27 protein-coding genes are annotated in these 26,135 nt (G+C 68.7%); 19 read left to right on the forward strand and 8 right to left on the reverse strand.

What is annotated here, in order from left to right; translation table 11 throughout:
* Positions 1-45 precede the first annotated feature (45 nt).
* The 5 genes from FHR20_RS01405 (at position 46) to FHR20_RS01425 (ending at position 4,125) form a co-directional block, all read left to right on the forward strand.
* A complete protein-coding gene (locus FHR20_RS01405; protein WP_167297909.1) occupies positions 46-1,086 on the forward strand; it encodes an enoyl-CoA hydratase/isomerase family protein in 1,041 nt (346 codons plus the stop codon).
* On the forward strand, positions 1,086-1,442 hold the full coding sequence (locus FHR20_RS01410) for a YunG family protein (protein WP_167297910.1): 357 nt from the start codon (positions 1,086-1,088) through the stop codon (positions 1,440-1,442). Before FHR20_RS01405 ends, FHR20_RS01410 begins: the two co-directional genes overlap by 1 nt.
* The gene (locus FHR20_RS01415; protein WP_167297911.1) at positions 1,439-2,212 is read left to right on the forward strand and encodes an enoyl-CoA hydratase; all 774 of its coding nucleotides are present in this window, start codon (positions 1,439-1,441) and stop codon (positions 2,210-2,212) included. The genes FHR20_RS01410 and FHR20_RS01415 overlap by 4 nt, the downstream gene beginning before the upstream one ends.
* A 38-nt stretch (positions 2,213-2,250) precedes the next feature.
* Complete coding sequence (mmsB, locus tag FHR20_RS01420; protein WP_167297912.1) at positions 2,251-3,126, forward strand: 3-hydroxyisobutyrate dehydrogenase; 876 nt, start codon at positions 2,251-2,253, stop codon at positions 3,124-3,126.
* A 63-nt stretch (positions 3,127-3,189) separates the two neighbouring features.
* Positions 3,190-4,125, forward strand: a complete 936-nt coding sequence (locus FHR20_RS01425) for a right-handed parallel beta-helix repeat-containing protein (RefSeq protein WP_167297913.1) — start codon at positions 3,190-3,192, stop codon at positions 4,123-4,125.
* Positions 4,126-4,161: 36 nt separating this feature from the next.
* On the opposite strand, the gene FHR20_RS01430 is transcribed toward FHR20_RS01425, so the two are convergent.
* Positions 4,162-5,817: an alkaline phosphatase family protein gene (locus tag FHR20_RS01430; RefSeq protein WP_167297914.1), complete on the reverse strand. Its 1,656-nt coding sequence runs from the start codon at positions 5,815-5,817 to the stop codon at positions 4,162-4,164.
* 78 nt (positions 5,818-5,895) lie between these two features.
* Between FHR20_RS01430 and FHR20_RS01435 the strand changes: the two genes are divergently transcribed.
* The 5 genes from FHR20_RS01435 (at position 5,896) to FHR20_RS01455 (ending at position 11,824) form a co-directional block, all read left to right on the forward strand.
* Entirely contained in the window at positions 5,896-7,917 is a 2,022-nt protein-coding gene (locus FHR20_RS01435) for a protein-disulfide reductase DsbD family protein (protein WP_167297915.1), read from the forward strand.
* Positions 7,918-7,931: 14 nt separating this feature from the next.
* On the forward strand, positions 7,932-8,546 hold the full coding sequence (locus FHR20_RS01440; protein ID WP_167297916.1) for a redoxin domain-containing protein: 615 nt from the start codon (positions 7,932-7,934) through the stop codon (positions 8,544-8,546).
* Positions 8,547-8,629: 83 nt separating this feature from the next.
* Entirely contained in the window at positions 8,630-10,066 is a 1,437-nt protein-coding gene (locus tag FHR20_RS01445; RefSeq protein WP_167297917.1) for a circularly permuted type 2 ATP-grasp protein, read from the forward strand.
* A 10-nt stretch (positions 10,067-10,076) separates the two neighbouring features.
* Positions 10,077-11,012 (forward strand): alpha-E domain-containing protein, encoded by a 936-nt coding sequence (locus FHR20_RS01450; RefSeq protein ID WP_208413480.1) that lies wholly within the window; start codon positions 10,077-10,079, stop codon positions 11,010-11,012.
* Positions 11,012-11,824 carry a transglutaminase family protein gene (locus FHR20_RS01455; protein ID WP_167297919.1) on the forward strand — a complete coding sequence of 271 codons (813 nt, stop codon included), beginning with the start codon at positions 11,012-11,014 and terminating at the stop codon, positions 11,822-11,824. The genes FHR20_RS01450 and FHR20_RS01455 overlap by 1 nt, the downstream gene beginning before the upstream one ends.
* Before the next feature lie 36 nt (positions 11,825-11,860).
* On the opposite strand, the gene FHR20_RS01460 is transcribed toward FHR20_RS01455, so the two are convergent.
* Together FHR20_RS01460 and FHR20_RS01465 are read right to left on the reverse strand one after the other, a co-directional pair.
* A complete protein-coding gene (locus FHR20_RS01460) occupies positions 11,861-12,646 on the reverse strand; it encodes an arginyltransferase (protein ID WP_167297920.1) in 786 nt (261 codons plus the stop codon).
* Positions 12,647-13,211: 565 nt separating this feature from the next.
* Positions 13,212-14,456 (reverse strand): threonine ammonia-lyase, encoded by a 1,245-nt coding sequence (locus FHR20_RS01465; RefSeq protein WP_167297921.1) that lies wholly within the window; start codon positions 14,454-14,456, stop codon positions 13,212-13,214.
* Positions 14,457-14,581: 125 nt separating this feature from the next.
* On the opposite strand from FHR20_RS01465, the gene FHR20_RS01470 reads away from it, so the two are divergent.
* Both FHR20_RS01470 and FHR20_RS01475 read left to right on the forward strand, forming a co-directional pair.
* On the forward strand, positions 14,582-16,237 hold the full coding sequence (locus tag FHR20_RS01470) for an amidohydrolase (RefSeq protein WP_167299321.1): 1,656 nt from the start codon (positions 14,582-14,584) through the stop codon (positions 16,235-16,237).
* An 8-nt stretch (positions 16,238-16,245) separates the two neighbouring features.
* Entirely contained in the window at positions 16,246-16,932 is a 687-nt protein-coding gene (locus FHR20_RS01475; protein WP_167297922.1) for an HPP family protein, read from the forward strand.
* 58 nt (positions 16,933-16,990) lie between these two features.
* Here FHR20_RS01475 and ctrA read toward each other — a convergent pair whose 3' ends face one another.
* From ctrA to FHR20_RS01490, 3 genes are all read right to left on the reverse strand, one after another.
* The gene (gene ctrA, locus FHR20_RS01480; RefSeq protein WP_167297923.1) at positions 16,991-17,704 is read right to left on the reverse strand and encodes a response regulator transcription factor CtrA; all 714 of its coding nucleotides are present in this window, start codon (positions 17,702-17,704) and stop codon (positions 16,991-16,993) included.
* A 136-nt stretch (positions 17,705-17,840) separates the two neighbouring features.
* Positions 17,841-18,797 (reverse strand): LysR family transcriptional regulator, encoded by a 957-nt coding sequence (locus tag FHR20_RS01485; protein WP_167297924.1) that lies wholly within the window; start codon positions 18,795-18,797, stop codon positions 17,841-17,843.
* A gap of 22 nt (positions 18,798-18,819) precedes the next feature.
* Positions 18,820-19,395, reverse strand: coding sequence for a hypothetical protein (locus FHR20_RS01490; protein ID WP_208413360.1), 576 nt, complete (start codon positions 19,393-19,395; stop codon positions 18,820-18,822).
* A gap of 155 nt (positions 19,396-19,550) precedes the next feature.
* On the opposite strand from FHR20_RS01490, the gene FHR20_RS01495 reads away from it, so the two are divergent.
* Positions 19,551-20,249, forward strand: a complete 699-nt coding sequence (locus FHR20_RS01495) for a pirin family protein (RefSeq protein ID WP_167297925.1) — start codon at positions 19,551-19,553, stop codon at positions 20,247-20,249.
* Between the two features lie 18 nt (positions 20,250-20,267).
* Positions 20,268-20,894: an NAD(P)H:quinone oxidoreductase gene (gene wrbA, locus FHR20_RS01500; protein ID WP_167297926.1), complete on the forward strand. Its 627-nt coding sequence runs from the start codon at positions 20,268-20,270 to the stop codon at positions 20,892-20,894.
* Here the strand turns inward: wrbA and FHR20_RS01505 are convergent.
* Positions 20,825-21,586 carry a M15 family metallopeptidase gene (locus FHR20_RS01505; RefSeq protein ID WP_167297927.1) on the reverse strand — a complete coding sequence of 254 codons (762 nt, stop codon included), beginning with the start codon at positions 21,584-21,586 and terminating at the stop codon, positions 20,825-20,827. The genes wrbA and FHR20_RS01505 overlap by 70 nt on opposite strands.
* Positions 21,587-21,739: 153 nt before the next feature.
* Between FHR20_RS01505 and FHR20_RS01510 the strand changes: the two genes are divergently transcribed.
* The 3 genes from FHR20_RS01510 to arfB are packed head-to-tail and all read left to right on the forward strand — an operon-like array spanning position 21,740 to position 23,559.
* Entirely contained in the window at positions 21,740-22,450 is a 711-nt protein-coding gene (locus tag FHR20_RS01510) for a mannan-binding lectin (protein ID WP_167297928.1), read from the forward strand.
* A gap of 52 nt (positions 22,451-22,502) precedes the next feature.
* Positions 22,503-23,165, forward strand: coding sequence for an RluA family pseudouridine synthase (locus FHR20_RS01515; RefSeq protein WP_167297929.1), 663 nt, complete (start codon positions 22,503-22,505; stop codon positions 23,163-23,165).
* Positions 23,158-23,559: an alternative ribosome rescue aminoacyl-tRNA hydrolase ArfB gene (gene arfB / locus FHR20_RS01520; RefSeq protein WP_167297930.1), complete on the forward strand. Its 402-nt coding sequence runs from the start codon at positions 23,158-23,160 to the stop codon at positions 23,557-23,559. The genes FHR20_RS01515 and arfB overlap by 8 nt, the downstream gene beginning before the upstream one ends.
* Before the next feature lie 85 nt (positions 23,560-23,644).
* On the opposite strand, the gene FHR20_RS01525 is transcribed toward arfB, so the two are convergent.
* Positions 23,645-24,700, reverse strand: a complete 1,056-nt coding sequence (locus FHR20_RS01525) for an AraC family transcriptional regulator (RefSeq protein WP_208413362.1) — start codon at positions 24,698-24,700, stop codon at positions 23,645-23,647.
* 54 nt (positions 24,701-24,754) lie between these two features.
* Here FHR20_RS01525 and FHR20_RS01530 point away from each other — a divergent pair, with 54 nt between their 5' ends.
* Together FHR20_RS01530 and FHR20_RS01535 are read left to right on the forward strand one after the other, a co-directional pair.
* Positions 24,755-25,561: a DUF2306 domain-containing protein gene (locus FHR20_RS01530; RefSeq protein WP_167297931.1), complete on the forward strand. Its 807-nt coding sequence runs from the start codon at positions 24,755-24,757 to the stop codon at positions 25,559-25,561.
* 39 nt (positions 25,562-25,600) lie between these two features.
* Positions 25,601-26,086: a GAF domain-containing protein gene (locus tag FHR20_RS01535; RefSeq protein WP_167299323.1), complete on the forward strand. Its 486-nt coding sequence runs from the start codon at positions 25,601-25,603 to the stop codon at positions 26,084-26,086.
* Positions 26,087-26,135 lie beyond the last annotated feature (49 nt).

Here is a 26,135-nt window from a genome sequence, read left to right on the forward strand (position 1 = left end):
GGCTATTGCGCCGCCGCCGGCCGGGCAATCGAATGAAGGACGAAAATGAACGCTGACGTCATCCTCCAGGTCGAAGGCCGCGCCGGGCGCATCCGGCTCGACCGGCCCAAGGCGATCCATGCGCTCGACACCGGCATGTGCGCCGCGATGCTGGGTGCGCTGGCGGCGTGGCGTGACGATCCGGCGGTCGAGATCGTGCTGATCGACCATGCCGAGGGCCGGGGGTTCTGCGCCGGCGGCGACATCCGCATGATCGCGACGAGCGGCGCCGGCGACGGCAGCCAGGCGCGCGACTTCTTCCGTACCGAATACCGGCTGAACCATGCGCTGTTCACTTATGCGAAGCCGATCGTGGCGTTCATGGACGGCATCACCATGGGCGGCGGCGTCGGCATTTCGCAGCCGGCGCGCTATAGGGTGGCGACGGAGAATACCAGGTTCGCCATGCCGGAGACCGGCATCGGCCTGTTCCCGGACGCGGGCGGCGGCTGGTATCTCGCGCGCCTGCCGGGGAAGATCGGCGAGTATCTCGCGCTGACCGGCCACCGGCTCGACGGCGCCGAATGCCTCGCGCTCGGCCTCGCCACCCATTATCTGCCGGCCGAGGCGCTCGACGAGGCCAAGACGCGCATCGCCGCCGATCCGGCCGCAGTGGAGACGATCCTCGCCGAGCTGTCGGCGCCCGCGTCCGAACCGCGCATCGCCGCGCACCGCGCCGATATCGACCGCCTCTTCGCTGCCGACACGGTCGAGGGCGTGTTCGTCGCGCTCGACGCCGATGGCGGCGAATGGGCCGCCGCCCAGCGTGCCACGCTGCGCGCCAAGTCGCCCCAGTCGATGAAGGTCTCGCTCCGCCTCGTTCGCGAGGGCCGCGCGCGGACCAGCTTCGCCGAGGAGATGGCGCAGGAATATGCGATCGGCAGCCGCGTCGCGCAGAGCCACGACTTCATCGAGGGCGTCCGTGCGCTGATCGTCGACAAGGACAACGCGCCGGCGTGGAACCCGGCCACGCCCGAAGCGGTGAGCGACGCGGCGGTCGACGCCATCTTCGCGCCGCTGCTGGCCGATCAACAATGGGAGCCCTGATGCGCTACGCCACCCCCATCGATCTCTATCATGCCGTCAAGCATGGTTGGGGCCCGGAGACGATTTCGAGCGCCTTCGATCCGGCCGATCCGTGCCGCAACCAGTGCGCGGTGACCGCGCTCACCACCCAGCATTTTTTCGGTGGGGACATCATGAAGACCGCCACCAAGGGCGGCACCCATTTCTACAACCGGATCGACGGACGCTATTGGGACCTCGCGACCGACCAGTTCGACGAGCCGATCCCCTATGACAACACCCCCAGCTCCACCGAGGAAGCCCATGAGCACGCCACGCCCGTGCAACTCGCGGCCTTGCTCGCCAATCTCGAACGCGTGCCCAGGAGGCCTGAATGAACTACGAAACCATCCTCGTCGAACAGCGCGGCGCCGCCACGCTGGTCACGCTGAACCGCCCCCAGGCGCTGAATGCGCTCAACAGCCAGGTCCTGTCCGAGCTGCTCGATGCGATGAAGGCGTTCGACGCCGATCCGTCGCAGGGTTGCGCGGTGATCACCGGCAGCGAGAAGGCCTTTGCGGCGGGCGCGGACATCAAGGAGATGCAGGCCCAGGGCTTTGCCGACATGTACGGCCATGACTTCTTCGCCGGCTGGGACGCGTTCACGCGCACCCGCAAGCCGATCATCGCCGCGGTTGCGGGCTATGCGCTGGGCGGCGGCTGCGAGCTGGCGATGATGTGCGACTTCATCCTGGCGGCCGACAGCGCCAGGTTCGGCCAGCCCGAGATCAAGCTCGCCGTCTCGCCCGGGATGGGCGGCTCGCAGCGGCTTACCCGCGCCGTCGGCAAGGCCAAGGCGATGGAGATGTGTCTCACCGGCCGGATGATGGACGCCCAGGAAGCCGAGCGCGCCGGGTTGGCGAGTCGCATCCTGCCGGCCGCCGAGCTGGTCGAGGAAGCGGTGAAGACCGCACAAGCGATCGCCGCGATGGCACCGCTGGCGGTGCTGGCCAACAAGGAGATGGTCAACGCCGCCTATGAGACCACGCTCGCGCAAGGCGTGCAGTTCGAGCGCCGGCTGTTCCACGCGCTGTTCGGCACCGCCGACCAGAAGGAAGGCATGACGGCGTTCGTCGAGAAGCGCCCGGGGAACTGGACCGGGAAGTAAGCGTCACTCGATGACGACAAGAGAGAGGATGAAGAGAAGTGGCACGCGTAGCATTTATCGGCCTGGGCCATATGGGCGGCGGCATGGCGGCGAACCTGGCCAAGGCGGGGCATGACGTCCGCGCCTTCGATCTCTCGCAGGACGCGCTCGATCGCGCCAAGGCCGCGGGCTGCCTGCCCGCCGCCAGCGCCGCCGAGGCGATTGCGGGCGCCGAGGCGGTGATCACCATGCTGCCGGCCGGCAGGCATGTGGAGGCCGTCTATGCCGACACGCTGCTCGACAACGCCTCGCCCGGCGCGATCCTGATCGATTGCTCGACGATCGACGTCGACACTGCCCGCCGCATGGTGCAGGCGGCGACCGAACGCGGGCTGATGGCGGTCGACGCGCCGGTCTCGGGCGGCATCGCCGCGGCCAATGCCGGCACGCTCACCTTCATGGTCGGCGGCACCGAGCAGGCGTTCGGCCGGGCGGAGCCGTTCCTGGCGGACATGGGCAAGGCGGTGATCCATGCCGGCGCCAGCGGGGCGGGGCAGGGAGCGAAGATCTGCAACAACATGATCCTGGGCGCGACGATGATCGCCACGTGCGAGGCGTTCGCCCTGGCCGAGAAGCTGGGGCTCGACGCGCAGCGCTTCTACGACATCGCCTCGGTCAGCTCGGGCCAGAGCTGGTCGATGACGAGCTATTGCCCGGTCCCGGGCGTCGGCCCCGAAAGCCCGGCCGACCGCGACTATCAGGGCGGCTTCGCGGCACCGCTGATGCTGAAGGACCTGAAGCTGGCGCTGGAAGCGGCGGCGAGCGTCGGCGCCGACGTGCCGATGGGCACGCGCGCGGAGGAACTCTACCAGGCATTCGTCGACGGCGCCGGCGCCGGGCTCGATTTCTCGGGGATCATCAAGACTTTGCGGTAATCGAATTCCTCCCTCGGCTTGCTGGGGGAGGAATTTTAACACCCGCCCGCGCATAAGCCCGTCATGCGCCTGCCCATCCTCTCGGCCATTGCCCTGATCGCCGCGCCCGCCGCCGCCCAGCAGCAGCGCGCGCCCTTCGTCGTCGCCGAGACCGGCCAGGGCTTCGCGCATCTGGATGATGCGGTGAACGCCGTGCGCGACGGTACCGCGACGATCCTGATCGCGCCGGGCACCTATCGCGAATGCACGGTCCAGACCGGGGGCAGGATCACCTTCAAGGCAGTCCAGCCCGGCACCGCGATCTTCGAGAGCCAGACCTGCGAGGAAAAGGCCGCCTTCGTGCTGCGCGGCCGCGGCTCGGCGGTGGACGGCATCGTCTTTCGCGGCTTTTCGGTGCCCGATGGCAATGGCGCCGGCATCCGCATCGAGATGGGCGACCTCACCGTCACCAATTCGATGTTCCTCGACAGCCAGGAAGGCATATTGGGCGGCGGCCACGAGACGGTGCGCCGCATCACCATCGATCACACGACCTTCGCCGGCCTCGGCCAGTGCGAGACCGAGAATTGCAGCCATGCGATCTATCTCGCGGTGGACGGCGACGTGGTCGTCACCAATTCGCGCTTCGAACGCGGCACCGGCGGCCATTACGTCAAGCTGCGCGCCCGCCGGGTGACGATCACCGGCAACAGCTTCGACGACAGCCGGGGCAACAAGACCAACTACATGATCGACCTGTCCGAGGGCGGCACCGGCCTGATCGCCGGCAACACCTTCGTCCAGGGGTCGCGCAAGGAGAACAGCTCGGCCCTGATCGTGGTCGCGGCGGAGGGGCGCACCTATCCGAGCACCGGCCTGCGCATCGAAGGCAACACTGCCACCATGGCGCCCGGCGCGCCGGGCAATCCCGCCTTCGTCGCAGACTTCACCGGCCAGCTCGGCACGCTCGGCCAGAACGATCTCGGCCCCGGCATCCGCATCTTCGAGCGGCGGCGGTAACGCCCTCTCCCCTCGAGGGAAGAGGGAGAAGTCACTTCATTTGCACGTATCGCCCGCGCCGGCATCCAGATCGAGGCAGCGCCCGTCGATCTCCACCGGCACCGGCACATGGATGAGCGCGGCAAGCGTCGGCGCGATGTCCACCGTCTCCACCGAAAGCGGCTGCTCGAAGCCGGTCATGCCCTTGCGCCAGAACAGGATCGGCACGCGGCGGTCATAGTCCCAGAAGCTGCCATGGGTGGCGATCGAGCCGCCCTCGGTGCCGGCGATCGGCGTGACGCGCGGCTTGAGCGCGATCACCAGATCGCCCGAGCGCTGCGGATCATAGGAAGCGCGGGCGCGCTCGAGCAGGGTCCAGGTCTCGGGCGGGGTGTGGACGATCGGCGTCGCCGCGATCTGGGCGCGGGTGAACACCGCCTCGACCTGGGGATTGGCCGACCAGCGCTTGATCGCCTCGGCCTGCACGCGGGCGCGGTCGGCCTTGCTCAGGTCGGGCGCGAGATAGACGTCGCCCGAATTGCCGCCCACCAGCACCGGGCCGGCGATGCCGAGCGCCGCGCCGATCTCCTTGCCCATCGTCTTGGCGTCGAGCCCCCTGGCGACGCGCGCCGCCATCGGCGCGGCATGCTCGCGGTTGCGCTCGGGCATGTCATGGCCGCCATGATCGGCGGTGAGCACCACGGCATAGTCGACGCCGGTCTTGTCGAGCACGGCGAACAGCTTGCCCAGCGTCTGGTCGAGCGAGAGCAGCTGCAGGCACATCTCGCTGCCTTCGGTGCCCAGGGTGTGGCCGACATAGTCGGTGGCGGAGGCACCGACGATGAGCAGGTCGGTATGGCCCGACTGGCCGAGCTTCATGTCGGTGGCGAGCCCCGCGGCAGTCGCCACGATCGCCTCGTCGAATTCGGGCGAGGCGCGGAAGGCGGTGCTGTTGCCCGCGGCGCGCGCGAAGCGACCGTCGCCGACGCTGCGGTTCGGGTTGAGCTGGAAGGCGCGGCTGCGCGCCTGGCAGAAGGGCGGCAGGTCGAGCGGTTCCTGCGCCTCGGCGATGCGCTTGGTCACGTTGGCATTCATCCGCGTGACCATCGCCGGCTCGGCGCGGCCGGCATAGGAGACGAACGCCTTGCCGTTCCACCACCAGATCTCGTCGGTCTTGTGCCCGCCCATCATCACGGCGGCACGGTCCTTGCCCGCCACCGAGACGACGCGGCTCTGCGGATCGGCAAGCTTCATCCACTCGCCCAGCGTCGGCACCTTCAGATGCTTGTCCGAGACGGTGTAGTTGTTGGAGGTGCTGCCGGGCACGCTCTCGTCCTCGGCGCAATAGACCGTCTTGTCGGCGCGCGGCGCGCTGAAATCGGTCCAGTCATTGGCGATGATCCCGGTCTTCGACGGATGGTCGCCGGTCAGGATCGTCGAATGGCCCGGGCAGGTCTCGGTCGCGGCATGGCTCTGATAGCCCGAGGGGAAGACCGCGCCCGACATCAGCCGTGCGAAGCCGGCACTGAACTGGGCGCGATATTCCGCGAACAGATCGGCCGAGAACTGGTCGACCGAGATCACCACCACCAGCGACGGCGCGGCGCGCGGGGCCTGGGACGGGACATTCCGCGCCGGCGCGGCTTCCTGGGCGGCGAGCGGGGCTGCGGCGAGCAGCGCGGCTGCTGCTGCGAGCGGACGGAACGACTTCATGCTTTGGCCACCTCCGGCGTGTGCAAATCCTGCCGGGCTGCTATTGGGCCAACAGCTCTTCCACGGCAAGGACGCTCCATGGCGGCGGTTCGTTTCGGATTGATGGCGTTGTTGCTCTGGTTGTTTGCCGGCGTGGCCCTGGCCCAGGCGCCGGGCGAGGAGCATGTGAAGATCACGCTGGTCGCGGAGAGCGATCGGCCCGCGCCCGGCAGCGAGGTGACGCTCGCGCTCGCCTCGGTGCCCGAGAAGGGCTGGCACGCCTATTGGCTCAATCCCGGCGATGCGGGCCTGCCGGCGCGCGCCGAATGGATCCTGCCCAAGGGGGCGAGCACTGGCGAGATTCGCTATCCGGTTCCCGAGCGGCTGACGATCGCCGGGCTGATGAACTATGTCTATGAAGGCCCGTTCGCGCCGCTGGTGACGCTCAGGATCCCGGCCGATGCCACGGGTGCCTTTCCGGTGCGGGTAAAGCTGAACTACCTGGTTTGCACCGATGCGATCTGCGTGCCCGGCAAGGCGGACCTGTCGACGACGCTCCAGATCGGCGACGGCAGCGTGGTTTCCAGCATTCGCGCGCAGTTCGACGTCTGGCGCGCAGCGCTGCCCAGGCCGCTCGGCGCGGAGGGGATCTATCAGGTCGATGGCAAGGCGCTGCGCCTCGCCATTCCGTTCCCGGCCGCTGCGACGGCGCAGGGCGAGGGATATTTCTTCCCCGCCACGCACGGCGCATTCGATTATGCCGCGCCCCAGAAGGTGGCGCGCGACGGCGACCGGGTGGTGGTCGAGACGGCGGGCGTGAAGGCGGTGGGGCCGATCGAGGGGCTGCTGGCGTTCGGCAAGCAGGGCTTCTGGGTGCGCGCGGTGCCCGGTGCCGTTCCGGCGGCGAAGGCTGCCCCCGCACAGATGCCGTGGAGCGGCGCGCTGTTCGCCTTTCTCGGCGCGGTGCTGGGCGGGCTGATCCTCAACATCATGCCCTGCGTCTTCCCGATCCTCAGCCTCAAGGCGCTGAGCCTGGCCAAGGCCAATGCCGAGGGCGGCGATCCGCGCGCCGAGGCGCTGGCCTATACCGCGGGCGTGGTGCTGGTCTGCCTGGCGCTGGGCGGCAGTTTGCTGGCGCTGCGGGCGGGCGGCGCGACGCTGGGCTGGGCCTTCCAGCTGCAGGATCCGCGCGTCATCCTGGTGCTCCTCCTCCTGGTCGCCGGCATCGCCTTCAACCTGGCCGGGCTGTTCGAGCTTTCCGCCCCCGGCTTCGTCAACCGCGCAACCGCCAGGGGAACCGGCGGTGCCTTCATGACCGGCGCGCTCGCCGCCTTCGTCGCGACGCCGTGCACCGGCCCGTTCATGGGCGCGGCGCTGGGCGCGGCGCTGGTGCTGCCCTGGCCGGCGGCGCTGGCGGTGTTCGGCGGCCTCGGGCTCGGCATCGCGCTGCCCTTCCTGCTGCTCGGCTTCGTGCCCGCTTTCCGCCGGCTGCTGCCCCGGCCGGGTGCCTGGATGGAGACGCTGCGCCGCATCCTCTCGGTGCCGATGTTCCTGACGGCTCTCGCCCTCGCCTGGGTGCTGGGGCGGCAGGCCGGGGTGGCCGGCATGACGATCGGCCTTGCCGCTGCCTTGCTCGCGACGCTGGGCCTATGGTGGGCGGGCCTGCGCCAGCGCCGCGGCAAGGCGCGCGCCTGGCTGCCGGCCGTGCCGCTCCTGGCCCTCGCCCTCGCCGCGACCGCGCTGGTCAACGCCGCGCCCGCCGGGACCGGGGCCGTCGTGCCGGGCGCCGAGAAGTTCAGCGAGGCCCGCCTCGCCGAACTGACCGCGCAGGGCAAGCCGGTCTTCGCCTATTTCACTGCCGACTGGTGCCTCACCTGCAAGGTCAACGAGAAGGCCGTGATCGAGACGGATGCCGTCGCCAGGGCGCTGGCCGATCACAAGGTGACGGTGCTGGTCGGCGACTGGACCGATGGCGATCCCGCGCTCGGCCGCTTCATCGAACGGCATAACCGCGCGGGCGTGCCGCTCTATCTGTGGTACAAGCCGGGCGAGGCCGAACCGCGGGTCCTGCCCCAGATATTGACCCAGGCCATGCTGGTCGACCTGGCAAGCAAGGGCTGAGAAGGAGAGCGAAGATGATTCATCGCATGCTGGTCGGTGCCGCCATCGTCGCGGCGGGTGTCGCTGCCGCGCCGCTCATGGCCGAGCCCGATGTCGCCGCCGCCGTCCCCAATTTCCGCGCCCTCGACATGCACGGCAAGGTGGTCGACCTCTCGGCCTATCGCGGCAGGACCGTGGTGCTCGAATGGAACAACCCCGGCTGCCCCTTCGTGAAGAAGCATTATGGCAGCGGCAACATGCAGAGGACCCAGGCGGCGGCGACCGCGCAGGGCGTGGTGTGGCTGACGATCAATTCGGGTGCGCCGGGCCTGCAGGGGCACATGACCGGGGCCGAGGCGCAGAAGTTCGTCGCCGCGGAGAAGGCGAAGCCCACTGCCTATCTGCTCGATCCCAAGGGGCTGGTCGGCAAGGGCTATGGCGCCAAGACGACGCCGCATTTGTATATCATCGATGGCCAGGGCCGGCTCGCCTATAAGGGCGGGATCGACGACAAGCCGACGGCCGACGCGGCGGACATCGCGGGGGCACGCAACCATGTGCTGGCGGCGCTGGCCGAGATGCGCGCGGGCAAGCCGGTATCGGTACCCGAGACGCGACCCTATGGCTGCAGCGTGAAATACGCCGGTTGACGGCATGACGTCTGCCCCCTTGTGCGACGCAACAAAGCGTTGCAGCATGCGATCCGTCGGCATTACCGGCACATGGGAGGCGCATGGCGGCACGCGGGGCGTTCGACGAAATCTGGGGGCATGGCGGGCCTGACAGTCCGCGCGCCGAGTTCGCCGCGCTTTCGAGGTGGCTGGCCGAAACCGATGCCGCCGAGCTGCAGCGCCGCCAGCAATCCGCCGAAGCCGCGTTCCGCCAGCTGGGCATCACCTTTGCCGTCTATGGCGACAGCGACGCGGCGGAGCGGATCATTCCGTTCGACATCGTGCCGCGCGTGTTCCTGGCCGGCGAATGGGCGCGGCTCTCGGAAGGGCTGGTCCAGCGCGTCGAGGCGATCAACGCCTTCCTGGAGGATATCTATGGCGCGCGCCGGATCCTGCGCGAAGGCGTGATCCCGCCCGAGCTGATCTATCTCAACGCGCAGTTCCGTGCCGAGGTCGACGGCGTCCGCCCGCCGCACGGCGTATGGGCGCATATCTGCGGCATCGACCTGGTGCGCACCGGGCCGGATCAGTTCTACGTGCTCGAGGACAACGCCCGCACGCCCTCCGGCGTGTCGTACATGCTCGAGAATCGCGAGGCGATGATCCGCCTCTGCCCCGAGCTGTTCCGCGACTTTCGCGTGGCGCCGGTGGACAGCTATCCCGACATGCTGCTGAAGACGATGCAGTCGGTCGCGCCGGGCGGCAACCCCCGGCCGGTCTGCGTCGTACTCACGCCGGGCCATTTCAATTCGGCCTATTACGAGCACAGCTTCCTCGCGGATTCGATGGGCGTCGAGCTGGTCGAGGCGGCGGACCTGGTGGTGGACGACGATGTCGTCTGGATGCAGACGATCGCGGGGCGGGTGAAGGTCGACGTCATCTATCGCCGTATCGACGACGATTTCCTCGATCCGCTGGTCTTCCGCCCGGATTCGATGCTCGGCGTGCCGGGTATCATGGCGGCATATCGCGCCGGCAATGTCGCGATCCTCAACGCGCCGGGCAACGGCATCGCCGACGACAAGGCGATCTACAGCTACATGCCCGAGATCGTCCGCTTCTATTCTGGCGGCGAGGCCAGGCTGCCGAACGTCGAGACCTGGCGCTGCCGCGAGCCCGACGCGCTGAACTATGTGCTTGCCAATCTGCCGGAGCTGGTGGTGAAGCTGGTCGACGGATCGGGCGGCTATGGCATGCTTGTCGGCCCCACTGCGACGCGGGCCGAGATCGCGGCCTTCCGCGCCGCGCTGGTCGCCGAGCCGCATCGCTACATCGCCCAGCCCACGCTGGCGCTGTCCACCGTGCCCACGCTGGCCGAGCAAGGCCTGGCGCCGCGCCATGTCGATTTCCGTCCCTTCGTGCTGACCGGTAGCGACGGCGTGCGCGTGGCGCCGGGCGGGCTCACCCGGGTGGCGCTGCGCGAAGGCTCGCTGGTGGTGAACTCCAGCCAGGGGGGCGGCACCAAGGACAGCTTCGTGCTGCTGGACGACGGGGCATGAGCCGATGCTGATGCTCTCCCGCACCGCGGCGGCGCTCTACTGGCTCGGCCGCTATCTCGAGCGGGCGGATTTCATTGCCCGGCTGGTCGAGGCTACCATCCGCCTCGACGCGCTCTCCGCTCGTCCCGCCGGCGACGCGGCATGGCAGAGCGCGCTCGCCGTCACCTATACCGACCAGGCCTTTGCCGCGACCGGGCAGGAGCCGACCCAGGCCCATGTCGCGCGCTTCCTCGCGCTCGACGACGGCCATCCCGGCTCGATCGTCCGCTGCCTGGAGATGGCGCGCAACAATGCCCGCGCCGTGCGCACCGCGCTCACCCGCGAGGCCTGGACGGCGATCAATCGCGCCTGGCTGCTCTTCCAGAACCGCCAGACCATCGGCGGCGCCACCGCCACGCTCAACCTGCTCGAGCAGGTGAAGGGCGAAACGCGCGGCTTCGAAGGCGCGATCCACCGGATGATGCGCAACGAGGCGACCTTGCTCATCCAGCTCGGCGCGGCGATCGAGCGGGCGGACAACACCGCGCGGCTGGTCGACGTCAAATACCATCTGCTCCTGCCCCAGGACGAGCGGATCGGCGGCGTGGTCGATCGCGACCAGTGGAACACGATCCTGCAGACCGTCTCGGCGGTGAACGCCTATCGCTGGCTCTACGATGACGGGCTCCAGCCGGCCAATGTGATCGACCTGCTGATCAGCCGCGCCGAGCTGCCGCGCAGCCTGGCCGCCTGTGTCGAGGAAGTGGTCGCGCTGCTCAACGCGCTCGCCAAGCGCACCGGGCTCCAGGGCGAGGCGGACCGCATGGCCCGCGCCCGCCTGGCCCGGATGCAGAAGACCAGGACCCATGACGCGATCGTCTCCGGCCTGCACGAGCATCTGGAGGCGTTCGTCCGCGAGAATGCGCTGCTCGATGGCGCGATCGCCCGGCAGTTCAGGTTCATCTGATGCGGATCGCGATCGAGCACCGCACTACCTATCGCTTCAGCGAACCCCAGGCGCGCATCGTCCAGATGCTGCGCCTTACCCCGTGCGACACACAGGACCAGACGGTGGTGAGCTGGCTGGTCGGCGTGGATCGCGACGCGCGCCTTCGCGATACGGGCGACGGCTTCGGCAACATGGTGACGATGCTCTATGCCGAGGGCCCGATCGAGGCGCTCGACATCACGGTGACGGGCGAAGTGCTCACCAGCGAGGCGAGCGGCGTGGTGCGCGGCGCCCTCGAGCCGCTGCCGCCGCTCTTCTACCTGCGCGGCACCGCGCGCACCGAGGCGAGCGACGCGCTGTTCGTCTTCGCCGCGGACAGCGCCGGCACGGCCGACGATACGCTCGAGCGGCTGCACGCCTTCAACGCCGCGCTCCACCGGCGTTTCCCCTGCGTGCCCGACCTGCCCGATGCCGGCTGCACGGCATCAAGGGCATTCGAGACGGGCGGTAAGGTCAGCTCGCGCGACGTCGCCCAGATGTTCATCGCGGGAGCCCGCGGGCTGATGGTGCCGGCGCGCTATGCGTCCGGCTATCGTGCCGAGGATGCCGCCCGCTCCGCTCCGCACGCCTGGGCGGAAGCGCATGTCGAGGGCCTGGGCTGGGTGGGCTTCGACCCCTCGACCGGGCTCAGCCCCGACGAGAGCTATGTCCGCGTTGCGATCGGGCTCGACGCGAGCGGCGCCGCGGCGACGGGCGGCATGCGGATCGGGCATGGGCAGGAGCAACTGGCCGTGGACCTGCACGTCGATCGGCTGGGGGGCGAGGAATAGGATCTTCCCTCGCAACCTGGTTGCGCGGGGGCCGGATCAGGCGAAGGCGGCTGCGTTCGCCTGTATCGGCGCCGCGACGTGCAGGTCCTCGTCCTCCAGCACCGACCAGCCATTGGGGCCTAGCACTTCGATCGGGCGATAGCGCGTCTTGTAGGCCATCCGCTCGCTGCCCTTCACCCAATAGCCGAGATAGACATAGGGCAGGCCGGCGGCCTGGCTGCGCAGGATGTGCTCCATGATGATGAAGTTGCCCAGGCCCGGGCGGCTGTCGTCATCGGCAAGGAAGAAGCTGTAGATCATCGACAGGCCGTCGGCCTGCTGATCGGTGATGCAGGCGCCGACCAGCCGGCCACGCGCGCCGTCCACCGAAGGCTCGCGATATTCGATCACATAGGAGCTGACCGGCGACTGCTCGACCATGTCGGCATAGTCGTTCTCGTCCATCGCCGCCATGCCGCCGCCGGGATGGCGCGCCCCGAGATAGCGGTGGAGCAGCGCGAACTGCTCCTCGGTCGCCCAGGGCTTGCAGGCGGTGATCTCCAGGTCCGAATGGCGCTTGAGCAGCTTGCGCTGGCTGGCATTGGGCTTGAACGCATCGGCGACGACGCGGACCGAGACGCAGGCGGTGCAGCCCGCGCAGCTCGGCCGATAGGCGACCGACTGGCTGCGGCGAAAGCCGATGCGGCCCAGCGCGTCGTTCAGTTCGCCCGCGTGCAGTCCCGAAAGCTCGGTGAAGATCTTCCGCTCCTGCCGCCCCGGCAGATAGGGGCAGGGGGAAGGGCTGGTGACGAAGAACCGCGGAAAACGGGAAAGTGCAGTCACCCCTTATGCCCCTATCTTCTGGTCGATACGCTGACCCGGCAGCGCTGAATATGCGGTGGTTCGCCAAGGATGAAAAGCGGCTTTACCATGAAAGAGGGTTAACGATTCACCAGTTTCGCGGAGCGCGCGGACGTTAACCATCGGGCCGCGTAAATCGCTGCCTGAAAAGGGGAATTTGTCCTGTGCGGCCATCATACCGGCTGCGGCGAATCGTGTGAATCCAGCGACGACTCAATTCGTCGCGCGTGCGATTCGTTTCATCGGGTCGGTGCGGAACAGAAGGAGTCCTGCGGAGTCGCGGGCGTTCTCGACGGGCAGGAAGTCGCTGGCCTCCTCCCGTCATGCTGCGCTGGTTCCGGGCCTATCCCCCTTGAGGCAAATACCTCGCTCGTCATCCGCCTTCGCGGGGTGACGAGAAGTGGATGCAAGCCGAGCCCCTTTCCCCCATCGCGAACCCGCGCAGCGAGCCCTCGCTTGGGAGGGGGAAACAGGGGCCCCCGATAGTCCAAACTTCCTGAACGTCGACGGCCCGAAGCCGCCGCGGATCAGTCGCGCGCCGTCCGGATCAGGCCAGCTCGACCAGCTGCACCTCATATTGCGCGCGCCGCAGCGCGGTCATCAGCCGGTCGAGATGGTCGCGGTCGCGCGTCTCGCACTCCACGTCGAGGCTCAGGCCCTTGGCCGGCAGGTTGGTGAAGATGCGCTGGTGCGAAAGCTCCAGGATGTTGACCGAGAGCTGCTCGAAGATCTGCGCCACCTTGTAGAGCGCGCCCGGCCGGTCCTGCAGGCGGATGCGCAGCCGCGCCATCCGGCCCGAGCGGGCAAGGTCGCGCAGCAGCACATAGGCGAGCAGCCGCGGATCGATGTTGCCGCCGCACAGCACGATCCCCACGGTCTTGCCCTTGAAGCGCTGCGGCTCGGCGAGCAGCGCGGCGAGGCCGGCGGCGCCGGCACCCTCGACCACCGTCTTCTCGATCTGGAGCAGCAGGCTCACCGATTCCTCGAGGCGGCGCTCGCTCACCAGCACGATGTCGTCGACCAGCGCCTCGACCAGCTTGGCGGTGATGCCGCCCGGCTGCTTCACGGCGATGCCCTCGGCCAGCGTATCGCCGGCGCAGGGCATGTCGGTGTGGTGGATGCGGTTGTACATCGAGGGGTAGAGCTCGGCCTGGACGCCGACCACTTCGATGTCGCGTCCTTCCGACTTGGCCACGGTGGCGCAGCCCGAGATCAGGCCGCCGCCGCCGATCGGGATGATCAGCGTGTCGATGTCCGGCACATCCTCGATCATCTCGAGCGCCAGGGTGCCCTGGCCGGCGATGATGCGCGGATCGTCGAAGGGATGGACGAAAGTGAAGCCGTGCTCCGCCTCCAGCTTGCGGGAATGCGCATAGGCGGCGTCGAACGTCTCGCCTTCCAGGATCACGTTGGCGCCGTGATGCTCGGTCTGCGTCACTTTCACGATCGGCGTGTTCTTCGGCATCACGATCGTGCTCGGGATGCCGAGCCGGGTGGCGTGATAGGCGAGGCCCTGGGCATGGTTGCCGGCCGATGCGGCGATCACGCCCTTGGCGCGCGCCGCTTCGTCGAGCTGGAGCAGCGTGTTGAGCGCGCCGCGCTCCTTGTAGGCGGCGGTGAACTGCAGGTTCTCGAACTTGAGATAGACGGTCGCGCCGGTCAGGTCCGACAGCGTCTTGCTCACCAGCGTCGGCGTCCGCACGATCTGGCCCATGATGCGCGCCTGCGCTGCACGGACGTCGTCGATCGATACGGGGAGCGGCTGGGTCGCCGGGACTGTCTTGCTGGCCATGATTCCGCTCGCCTAGACCATCTGGCGGCGGGGGGAAACCACGCTTCTGCGATGAAGGCCATGTTCGCCGGGCATGAAGGCGCCGTATCTGGCGCGCGGGGAGAACAGGCCCTATGCCCTGGCCCATGCTGAAGCGCCTCCTGCGGCTGTTCGCCGTGCTCGCCCTCCTCCTCGCCCCCGCTGCCGCCATGGCGGACGGGCTGGTCGACAACGTCAACGGCATGACGCTGGACGAGAAGGGCGACGTGGTCCGCTTCAACGGCATATTGTTCAACCGCGAGGGCCAGATCACCGCGCTGCTCACCCGCGAGCACAAGCGGCCCAAGAAGCTCGAGTGGAAGCTCGACATGGGCGGCAAGACGCTGCTTCCGGGCATGATCGACGGGCATGGCCATGTGATGGGGCTGGGCGCGCAGCTGCTGCTGCTCGATCTCTCGGCCACCACGTCGCTCGACGAGGCCCTGGCGAAGATCAAGGCCTATGCCGATGCCAATCCCACCAAGTGGATCATCGGTCGCGGCTGGAACCAGGAGACCTGGAAGCTCGGCCGCTTCCCCACCGCGGCGGAGCTCGACCGGGCGGTGTCGGACCGGCCGGCCTGGCTCCAGCGAGTCGACGGCCATGCCGCCTGGGCGAACAGCCGCGCGCTGCAGGTTGCCGGCGTCACGGCCGCGACCAAGGATCCGGCCGGCGGGCGTATCGAGCGCGATGCCAAGGGCGCGCCTTCGGGTGTGTTCGTCGACGGCGCCACCGCGCTCATCGACAAGTTCGTGCCCCGGCAGACTCCGCGCGAGCGCAACGCCGCCTTCCTGGCCGCACAGGACCGGCTGCTGTCGCTCGGCATCACCGCCACCGCCGACATGGGCACCAGCGTGGACGACTGGCTCACCTATCGCCGCATGGCCGATATGGGCCAGCTGCGGATCCGCATCATGAGCTATGCCAGCGGCGTCGAGACCGCGCTGGCGGTGGCCGGGCAGGGGCCGACCCCCTGGCTCTATGGCGACAAGCTGCGCATGGGCGGGATCAAGCTCTATGCCGATGGCGCGCTGGGCAGCCGCGGGGCCTGGCTCAAGGCCGAGTATAGCGATGCGCCGGGCCAGAAGGGGCTGGGCTTCCTCACCGACGACCAGCTGCTCAACATGATGACGCGCGGGGCGATGGACGGTTTCCAGATCGCGGTCCATGCGATCGGCGACCGTGCCAACCAGCAGGTGCTCGACGCGGTCGAGGTGCTGTCCGATACCTACAAGGACGATCGCCGCTGGCGGATCGAGCATGCCCAGATCGTCGATCCCAAGGATCTGCCGCGCTTCGCCAAGCTGGGCGTGATCGCCTCGATGCAGCCGGTCCACCAGACCAGCGACATGAAGATGGCCGAGGCCCGGCTGGGGCCCGACCGGCTGGCCGGCGCCTATGCCTGGAAGACGATGCTCCGCGACGGCACGCGCATCGCCTTCGGCTCCGACTATCCGGTCGAGAGCCCCGATCCCTGGGCAGGCTGGGCCGTGGCCTTCACCCGCACCGACGCCAATGGCCAGCCCTTTGGCGGCTGGCGGATCGAAGAGGCGGTGACCCGCGAGCAGGGCTGGGCGGGCTTCACCACCGGCGCGGCCTGGGCCGGCTTTGCCGAGAAGCAGATCGGCCGCCTCGCGCCCGGCATGCGGGCCGACTTCATCATCGTCGATCGCGATCCGCTGCTCGCCTCGCCCGCGGATCTGCGCGGTACCCAGGTGCTCGAGACCTGGGTGGGCGGCGCGCGGGTCTTCGTGAAGAAATAGGCGGGCGGATGCGGGTTGCGATCGGGCAGCTGGATCGACTGCTGCGCCTGCGCCAGCTTTCCGGCACCAATTGGCGGGAGCGTGCTGTCGCCGCGCTGGGGGCTTCGCTTGCCATTGGCGCGGCCGGGGCGATCAGCGCGCTGATCGTCGGCAGCCATGCCGCGTTGCTCCTCGCCGCGCCGATCGGGGCGTCGGCGGTGATCCTGTTCGCGGTGCCCTCGAGCCCGCTTGGCCAGCCCTGGCCGGTGATCGGCGGCACCACCCTGTCGATCGCGTGCGGCATCCTGGCCACGCAGTTGCTCGGGCATGGTCCGCTCGCCGCCGGCTTGGCGGTGGGGGCGTCGATCCTGGTCATGTCGGCGACACGCTCGCTGCATCCGCCGGGCGGCGGCTGCGCGCTCCTGGCCGTGCTCGGCGGGCCCGAGCTGCTCGCCAAGGGCTATTGGCTGGCGCTGGTGCCGGGCGGCCTCAACGCCGCGCTGCTGGTGGTGGCCGGCCTCGTCTTCCACCGCTTCTCGGGCCACAGCTATCCGCACCGCCCGGCACCGGTGCCCGCCGATCCCCATATCCTGCCCGAGGACATCGACGCCGCGCTCGAAGCGGCACACGAAAGCTTCGACGTCAGCCGCGAGGATCTCGCCGCGCTGCTCGAGGCGGCGGAGCGTCACGCCGTGGCGCGGCGGAGGCGCAGATGAGCGAAAGGCCGCGATCCCTTCGGACCGCGGCCTTGCCAATCCCCGTTGAATTGTCGTGTCAGGCGACGGCCGAAATCGGCTCCTGGCCCTCGGCGCCGTCCGGCTCGCGCAGCACATAGCCGCGGCCCCAGACGGTTTCGATATAGTTCTCGCCGTCGCATGCCATGCTGAGCTTCTTGCGCAGCTTGCAGATGAACACGTCGATGATCTTGAGTTCGGGCTCGTCCATGCCGCCATACAGGTGGTTCAGGAACATTTCCTTGGTGAGCGTCGTGCCCTTGCGGAGCGAGAGCAGCTCCAGCATCGCATATTCCTTGCCGGTCAGGTGCACGCGGGCGCTGTCGACTTCGACCGTCTTCGCATCGAGGTTCACCGCCAGCTTGCCGGTGCGGATGACCGACTGGCTGTGTCCCTTGGAGCGGCGGACAACGGCATGGATGCGCGCCACCAGCTCTTCGCGGTGGAAGGGCTTGGTCACATAGTCGTCGGCACCGAAGCCGAAGGAGCGCACCTTGGAATCCATCTCGTTGATGCCGGACAGGATCAGCACCGGCGTCTGCACGCGGGCGACGCGGACCTTCTTCAGGACGTCATATCCGTGCATGTCGGGCAGGTTCAGGTCGAGCAGGATGATATCGTAGTCATAGAGCTTGGCCAGGTCCAAGCCCTCCTCGCCGAGGTCCGTCGTATAGACGTTGAACCCCTCGGTCGTGAGCATCAGCTCGATTGCCTTGGCAGTGCTCGGCTCGTCTTCGATCAACAGCACGCGCATCGTCAAAGTCCCCTTGCCCGCAGGCTGCCTTGCCCCAATGAAAGGCATGCCCTGAGCGATTCATTAACCTAAGCGTGTCTGAAGGCAAAAGGTTAATTTCTCCCTAACCGGCCTGAATCCACGAGTCGCAGGGAATCTACTTAGGCGAGGACTCATCCTCGTTACGGAGTCGAGTCCTTTCGAGGCGAACTTCGCCGCAAGTGCGCTTCAGCTGCTCGGAAAGGAACGCGATCATCGTCTCGACGCGGGCGGGGCGGAGCGTGCCGGGCGGCGTGAGCAGATGGAGCCCGGACGCGCTGGCCGACCATTCGCCGAGCACGGCTTCCAGCCTCCCCTTGGCCAGGTCGTCCCCGACCATGAATTCGGGAAGCCGGGCCACGCCCAGGCCGGCGCGCAGCGCGGGCAGCATCGCGTCGCCATTGTCGGTGCGCATGGGTCCTTCGACCCGCACCGCCGCTTCCTCGCCGCCGGCCTTGCGGAAGCGCCACACATCGGGATTGGCGGTGTTGGTGTAGACGAAGCAGGCATGGCGGGCGAGGTCGGCCGGATGCTGGGGCCGCCCCACGCGATCGAAATAGGCCGGCGACCCGACGATATGGGCCACCATCGGCCCGAGGCGGCGGGCACGCAGCGAACTGTCCGGAAGCTCGGCGATGCGCAGCGCGATGTCGATCCCCTCGCCGACGATGTCGATGAACGCATCGGACAGGCGCAGCTCCACCTTGATGCCCGGATAGAGCTTCATGAAATCGGCAAGCACCGGGGCCACCGCCTGGATGCCGAAGGTGAGCGGCGCCGCGACCCGGACCAGGCCGGCGGGCGCGCTGGCGGATTCGAAGGCGGCTTCCTCCGCCGCCTCGCCTTCGCTCAGGATGCGCTGGGCATGCTCGGCAAGGCCGCGGCCGCTGTCGGTGAGCGTCAGCCGGCGCGAGGTGCGGTGGAAAAGCGTGGTGCCGAGGCGTGCCTCCAGCCGGGTGATCGCCTTGGATACCGTCGCCTTGGACACCGCCAGCGCATCGGCCGCGCCCGAAAAGGAGCGGTGCTCCACCACCGCGGCGAAAACGGCCCAGGCCTCGAAATCGGGAAGTTTCATGCGTTGCTTCTCTTGTGGTGGTTCATGGCCGCCGGGTGTCGACGGCAATCCAGTTCAATTCCCAGCTCTTGCCGCCATCGGTCGAAAAGGCCTGCTCGAACCGCGCCGAGTTCGGCGTGATGTCCGCGATCACGAAGCGCACCAGGATGGCGCGCCCCTCCCAGCTGTCCTGCGCATAGAATTCGCCGCAGCCCTTGCGGAATGCGCCGATCGGCGCCGGCGTGAGCACGCCTCCGCCGGCGCTGGCGAAGTTCAGCGACCATTGGCGGGCTTGCGGATTGTAGAGCCGCAGCGAGGTACCCTCGACCCGGCCCGCCGGCCCATCGACCTTGAGCTCCGCCAGGTTCGCTCGCCCACCCATCACCGGGCGCACCTCGGTGGTGCCGCTATATTCGACCCAGGCCGTCGAGCCCGAGAGCGGGCGCTTCAGGCGCTTGAGGTGCGTCGTCCAGGATCCGATCTCCCAATCGAAATCCTTCTGCCCGTCGGCATCCGGCGTTGTCGCGGCGGGGCAGGTCGTCGGCACCGGGGCCTGTTGCGCCAGTGCGGCGCCGGGCAGGGCGAGCAGCATGGCGGGAGCGGGGAGTCGACGAAGCATATGCGGCATGATGGCGGCCTTCGACGGTGGACCGGACCAGTCTAGCAGCTTTCGCCTCGAACGGAAGTCTTGGGAAACGATCGGTTTCCAACGTTTCCATTTACCGTGCGATCGGACCGCCTATCTTCCTGTCCAACACAGGAGGTTCAGACCCCATGATCGACAAACGACCCTTTGAAACGCTTGGCCATGCCGACCATGGCTGGCTCAATGCGCGGCATCATTTCAGCTTCGCGGACTATTATGATCCCGGTCGCATGAGCTGGGGCGCGCTGCGCGTCTGGAACGACGACGAGATCGCCGCGGGCGCCGGCTTCCCGCCGCATCCGCACCAGGACATGGAGATCATCACCTATGTCCGCCGGGGCGCGATCACGCACCAGGACTCGATGGGCAACAAGGGCCGAACCGGCGCCGGCGACGTCCAGGTGATGAGCGCGGGCACTGGCGTGCGCCATGCCGAATATAATCTCGAGCCGGAGACGACGACGCTCTTCCAGATCTGGATCATGCCGCGCGAGCGGGGCGGCCAGCCGAGCTGGGGCGCCAAGCCTTTCCCCAAGGGCGATCGCTCGGGCAAGTTCGTTACCCTGGCGAGCGGCTTTGCCGATGACGCGGACGCCTTGCCGATCCGGGCCGATGCCCGGGTGCTCGGCGCCACGCTGAAGGCGGGCGAGAGCGTAACCCACGAAGTGGGCGGTGGCCGCCACGCCTATCTGGTGCCCGCGGTCGGCAGGATCGAGATCGATGGCGAGCCGGTCAATGCCCGTGACGGCGCCGCGCTCTCCAGCGGCAAGGCCTACACCATCACCGCGATCGAGGACGCCGAGATCGTCCTGGTCGACAGCGAATAATCAGGAAGGGAAGCAAGCATGTCGAAGATCCTCGTTCTCTATTACTCGTCCTATGGCCACCTCGCGAAGATGGCCGATGCCATGGCCGAGGGCGCGCGCAGCGCCGGCGCCCAGGTGGACGTGCGCCGGGTGCCCGAGACGGCGCCGTTCGAAGTCGCGCAGGCGGCCGGCTTCGTCGCCGACCACAGCCACCCGGTGCTCGAGGACGTGGGCGAGCTCGCCAATTATGACGGCATCATCGTCGGCGCGCCGACCCGGTTCGGCCGCATGGCGAGCCAGATGGCTTCGTTCTGGGATCGCGCCGGCGGCGTCTGGTTCCAGGGCCAGTTGAACGGCAAGGTCGGCGGCGCCTTCACTTCGACGGCCACGCAGCATGGCGGCCAGGAGACGACGCTCTTCTCGATCATCACCAACCTGCTGCACTTCGGCCTGACCGTCGTCGGCCTCGACTATGGTTTCCAGGGCCAGTCGGGCGTCGGCGAAGTGAAGGGCGGCTCGCCCTATGGCGCGACCACGATCGCGGACGGCGACGGCAGCCGCCAGCCGAGCGAAGTGGAACTGGACGGCGCCCGCTATCAGGGCCGCCGCATCGCCGAACTGGCCAACAAGATCGCGGCTTCCCCCCGCGAAGTCGAGACCGCGTAATCTCCCCCTCCTGGCGCGGTCTCCAGGGACGGCGGCCGGACCTCGGGTCCGGCCGCCGTTTTCGTTTGCGCGCGCGGGGCGGCGGGAAGCGCCGGGAAACTCGCCTGCGCCGCGGCGAAGCGGGCACGGGCCGCGGGCGCGCCCACCCAGCGCCAATGCCAGGGCTCCCAGCCCACGCCCTGCTTGTTGCCCGCGGGGAAGGAGAGCTCGAAGCCGAACTCCGGCGCCCGGCGCATCAGCCATTGCCCGCCAGGCGTCAGCGCGAAGCATTGCTCGACGGCGCGGCAATTTGCGCCGCGCTGGAGGAAGTCGATCGCATAGCCGGTGGCATGCTCGCTATAGCCCGGCGGCGCCACGAAGCGGGCCCGCGAGGCCGCCTCGCCGTCGCAATCGCGCAGCCCCGCGCAGAACACCCGGCGCTGATGGGCGATCGAGCGGAAGCAGGACAGCGCGCCGAGCGCGATTCCCTCCGCCTGCGCCGCGGCGAGCAACCGCTCGACATCGGGCACCGCCTCCCGCGCCATGACGCAGCCCGCCAGGCCCGGCACCGGCGCAAGGTCCGCGGGGGACGCCTCGCCATAGGGAAGGTGGTTGAACAGGCGCGTGACGGCGACGGGCACGGGGGCAGCATCGTTCGCGGCATGCGCCGTCAGCGGCAGGAGCGAGAGCAGGATCAGGGCCGAAGGACGCATACGCAACCTCGCGACGCCGCAAAAAAGGCGTCACCCGTTCAAACGCGGTTCAAGCGGAAAGGCTCACGCAACTTTGCACATTGCTGTGTCGTTGCGCAGTTGTGTCCACAGGGTCAAAACAGGCCCGCCGTTGCAGCAGAGGGAGAAATCATCATGTTCCTGCGAGTTTCATGTCTTGCCTTGTCCGCGGTGCTGTTGAGCACCACCGCTTCGGCGGTGCCGGCGCCGAATCACGCCGCGCCCGCCGCCATGCAGCGGGTGGACGGCAACAATGTCGGCCGCGTCCGCCACAGCGGCGGCGGTGCCTTTGTCGAGACCCGTCCGGGTCGCTGGGTCGAGTTCGCCGACGACGGCACGCTCATCCATCGCTTCGACGAGACCAACCGCAGCCGCGATGCGGTCAACCTCTACGATCCGTCGCGCGGCGCGCGCGTGCGCCTCGACCTGCGCCGCGGCGACATCTCGGGCGTGCCGCGCTCGGGCCCGCCGCGCTTCCTCTACCGCATCACCGACGTCGACCCGCGCCGCAACAACGGCTGGGGCGACAATGGCGGTTGGGGCGAGGGCGGCTGGGGCCGTCCCGGCGGCGGTCGCCCCGGCGGCGGCGGCTGGGATCGTCCCGGTGGCGGTCGTCCGGGCGACGGCGGCTGGGATCGCCCCGGTGGCGGCCGTCCCGGTGACGGCGGCGGCTGGGGCACCGGCGGCGTGATCCGCGACATCGAGGTCGGCCCGATCTGGAATCAGTCCGACGCCGAGCGCAAGTGCCGCGACACTGCCCGCAACATGCGCGCCGAATGGACCGGCAACTGGCACACTACCGCCGAAGGCCGCCAGTCGGTCTGCTCGATCCGCTTCCAGCGCTGATCCGAACCCACCACCGCTGGCGCTCCGGCGCCGGCGGTGGCATGGGCAGGCGATGTTCAAGGATCGCGTGCTCTTCATCGACGGCGAGGCATTGGTGATCGACAAGCCCGCGGGCCTGCCGGTCGATCGTCCGCGGGACCGCGCGGAAAGCCTCGAGGACCTGCTCGACCAGCTCACCTTCGGGTTCCAGCGCCTGCCGGTGCCGGTCCACCGGCTCGACCGCGATACCAGCGGCTGCCTGTTGCTCGCCCGCAACCCCAAGGCGCTGAAGCGCTTCGCCCAGGCCTTCGAGGCTGGCGCCGTGGCCAAGCGATATCTGGCGATCCTCGAGGGCGAGCCCGCTCTCGACAGCGGCACGATCGACTTGCCGCTGGCCAAGGTCTCGACCCGCGAGCAGGGCTGGCGGATGGTCGGCGATCCCAGGGGCAAGGCCTCGATAACCCGCTACAAGGTGATGGAGCGCAAGGGCGGCAAGAGCCTGGTCGCCTTCTATCCCGAGACCGGCCGCACCCATCAGATCCGCGTTCACGCGGCCGAAGGGCTGGGCGCGCCGGTGATGGGCGATCCGGTCTATGGCCGGGGCGGGCCGGCGATGATGCTGCATGCGGTCGAACTGACTCTCCCGCGCGAGGGCAAGGACGATATCCACGCCACCGCCCCGCTGCCGGTGCGCTTCCACAATGCCGGGTTCGGGCCCGGCTTCGGCCGTGGCTGAGATACCCGACGAGGCGATCGTCGAGGAGAAGTTCCTCGCCTCGACCGGCCCGGGCGGGCAGAACGTCAACAAGGTCGCCACCGCCGTCCAGCTGCGAATCGACGTGTTCAAGCTGGGCCTGGCACCCTATGCCTATCAGAAGCTCAAGACGCTGGCCGGCACCAAGCTGACCGCGGGCGGGGAGCTGGTGATCACCGCCCGCAAGTTCCGCACCCAGGAAGCCAACCGCGCCGATGCCCGCGAGCGCGTCGTCGAGCTGATCGCCAAGGCGCATGAGCGTGACGCGAAGCGGATCAAGACCAAGCCCAGCAAGGCGGCCAAGGCGCGGCGGGTGGACGAGAAGAAGGGGCGCAGCGCAGTGAAGGCGGGCCGGGGCAAGGTGCGGTTCGATTAGGGCGAGAACGCATATTCCTTCAATCGTCATCCCAGCCTGCGCAGGGATGACGACGGAAAATCAGATACTTGTTTGAGTCCCCAACCTAGCGTTCCCGCGCAAGCCACCCGCGCGGGCTCGTGCCGGTCCAGCGCTTGAACGCGCGCGAGAAGGCGCTGGGATCGGAGAAGCCGACCAGATAGGCGGTCTCGTTCACCGAAGTCCGCCCGCCGCTCAGATAGTTGAGCGCCATGCGGTGGCGGAGTGCGTCGAGCACTGCCTCATAGCCGCTGTCCTCATCCTTCAGCCGGCGCTGAAGCGAGCGCTGGCTGAGCCCCAGTTTCCGGGCAACGGCTTCCATCGCGACATCGCCCCGGTGGAGCATCGGCACCAGCACGCCTTCGACCCGGCCGCGCATCGACTTGGCATTTTCCAGCTCTCGTACCAGCCGGTCGGCGCGTTCGCTGAGCACGCCAAAGGCATAGCGGCTGGGATTGTGCAGCGCGATGCCGAGCCAGGACGGATCGATCCGGATCGCGTTGCGATCGCTGGCGAAGGTCGCCGGCACGCCCAGCACCGCTTCATATTCGTCGACATGGGCCGGGGCGGGATGGGTGACGTGCACCGCCAGCGCGAAGGGCGCGTCGGGGAAGTGGCGCCGCGTCTCGCCGATGAAGCGGGCCCAGCTGGCCTCGGTCATCTCGGGAAAGGCATCGGGGTCGGCGCGGGTGTCGGTGAGCCAGGTGCCGCCGTCGCGCTGCTCGATCCGGAAGCGGGGCCCCGCCATCGCCAGATCGACTTCGGCGACGAGCCGGCCATAGCGATTCAGCTCGGCCAGCGCCTCGCCCATGGTGGGCGCGGCATAGCAGATGAGGCCGACCACCGAGAATTCGCGGAAATCATTGCCCGCGCCCAGATGCAGCGCGAGCGCGGGCATGCGGCACAGTTCCTTCGCGGTGCGCATCAGCGCCTGGTAGCGGGCGAAGGGCACGCGGGTGTCGGGATCGGCAAGGCCGGCCGGGTCGATCCCCGACCGCCGCGCCAGCTCGGCCGGGTCGGCGCCGCGGGCCACGGCGAAGCGCCATAGATAGCCGGCATAGCCCGCCGAGACGGTCGGTGCCCTTTGGCGCGCAAAGTCATGCTTTCCGGTCGGCATGGTCATGTCCGGGGCCAGTCTCGCCGGGTTATCGACTCCTTGGCAAGTCCGGGAGGGAAGATGACCGAGAAGACCGTCGCCATGTGGAGCGTGAAGGCGCTCAGGGGTTCCGCCTTCTTCTGGTTCGCCGTCGCGACGACCGGTCAGCTGGCCTTCGTCCTCTACATCGCCGGCTTCTATGGCCGTGCCGCCGCCCGGGGCGATTTCGAGCGGTGGAACCAGGTGCTGGTCGGCGGCTATGTCCCGGGCGGGCTGGCCGGCAACCTCGTCCTCGCGATGCATCTCCTGCTCGCGGCGGTCATCACGCTGGGCGGCCCGCTCCAGCTCGTGCCCGCGATCCGCCGCCGCTGGCCGCGTGTCCATCGCTGGAACGGCCGCGCATACATGCTCACCGCGCTGCTGATCAGCCTGGGCGGGCTCTACATGGTATGGACCCGGGGCACGGCGGGCGGCCCGTCGCTGCGGATCGGAATCAGCCTGAACGGGCTGCTGATCATCGGCGCGGCAACGGTCGCCTGGCGCTTCGCCCGCCAGCGCCGCTTCGCCGAGCATCGCCGCTGGGCGCTGCGCACCTTCGTGCTGGCGAGCGGCGTGTGGTTCTTCCGCGTCGGGCTGATGTTCTGGATCCTCGCCAATCGCGGGCCGGTGGGCATCGGGCCGGATTTTGACGGCCCCTTCGTCCGCGCCTGGGCCTTTGGCTGCTATCTCGTGCCGCTGGCGCTGCTCGAGCTCTATCTGGCCGCCGAGCGGCGCGGGCCGTTGTCGCGCTTCGCCGCCGCCGCGGGGCTCGGGCTGCTCACGCTCGCGGCCGGGGTCGGCATTTTCGGCGCGGTGATGGCGATGTGGCTGCCGCGCCTGCTCGGTTGACCCCTCCCGCCGGAGCGCCGGATCGACTACATGGGGCCCATGTACGCCTTCGACATCGACACCGCCGACAAGACCGAACTCTATCGCGACCTCGCCGCCGCGCTCGACGCGCTCACCGCCGACGAGCCTGACGCGATCGCCAACATGGCGAACGTGTCGGCGCTGATCTGGCAGTATCTGCCCGGCCTGAACTGGGCGGGCTTCTATCGCAACGTGAACGACGAGCTGGTGCTCGGGCCGTTCCAGGGCAAGGCCGCCTGCATCCGTATCCCCTTCGGCAAGGGCGTGTGCGGCACCGCCGCCGCGACGCGCGAGACGCAGCTGGTCGAGGACGTGCACGCCTTTCCCGGCCATATCGCCTGCGACGCGGCCAGCCGGTCCGAGCTGGTCGTGCCGATCGTCGTCCAGGGCGTTCTGCTCGGCGTGCTCGACCTCGACAGCCCCGATCCGGCCCGCTTCGACGCCGGCGACGCCGCCGGCTGCGAGGCGCTGATGCGCATCCTCGGTCCCCGTCTGGTCGGCTGACCCGGATCGGGACTCCGTTAAGCATAGGCAAAAGTGGCGCCCCGCACGC

Origin of the sequence: Sphingomonas leidyi (assembly GCF_011761945.1) — a bacterium.
GTDB lineage: Bacteria > Pseudomonadota > Alphaproteobacteria > Sphingomonadales > Sphingomonadaceae > Sphingomonas > Sphingomonas leidyi.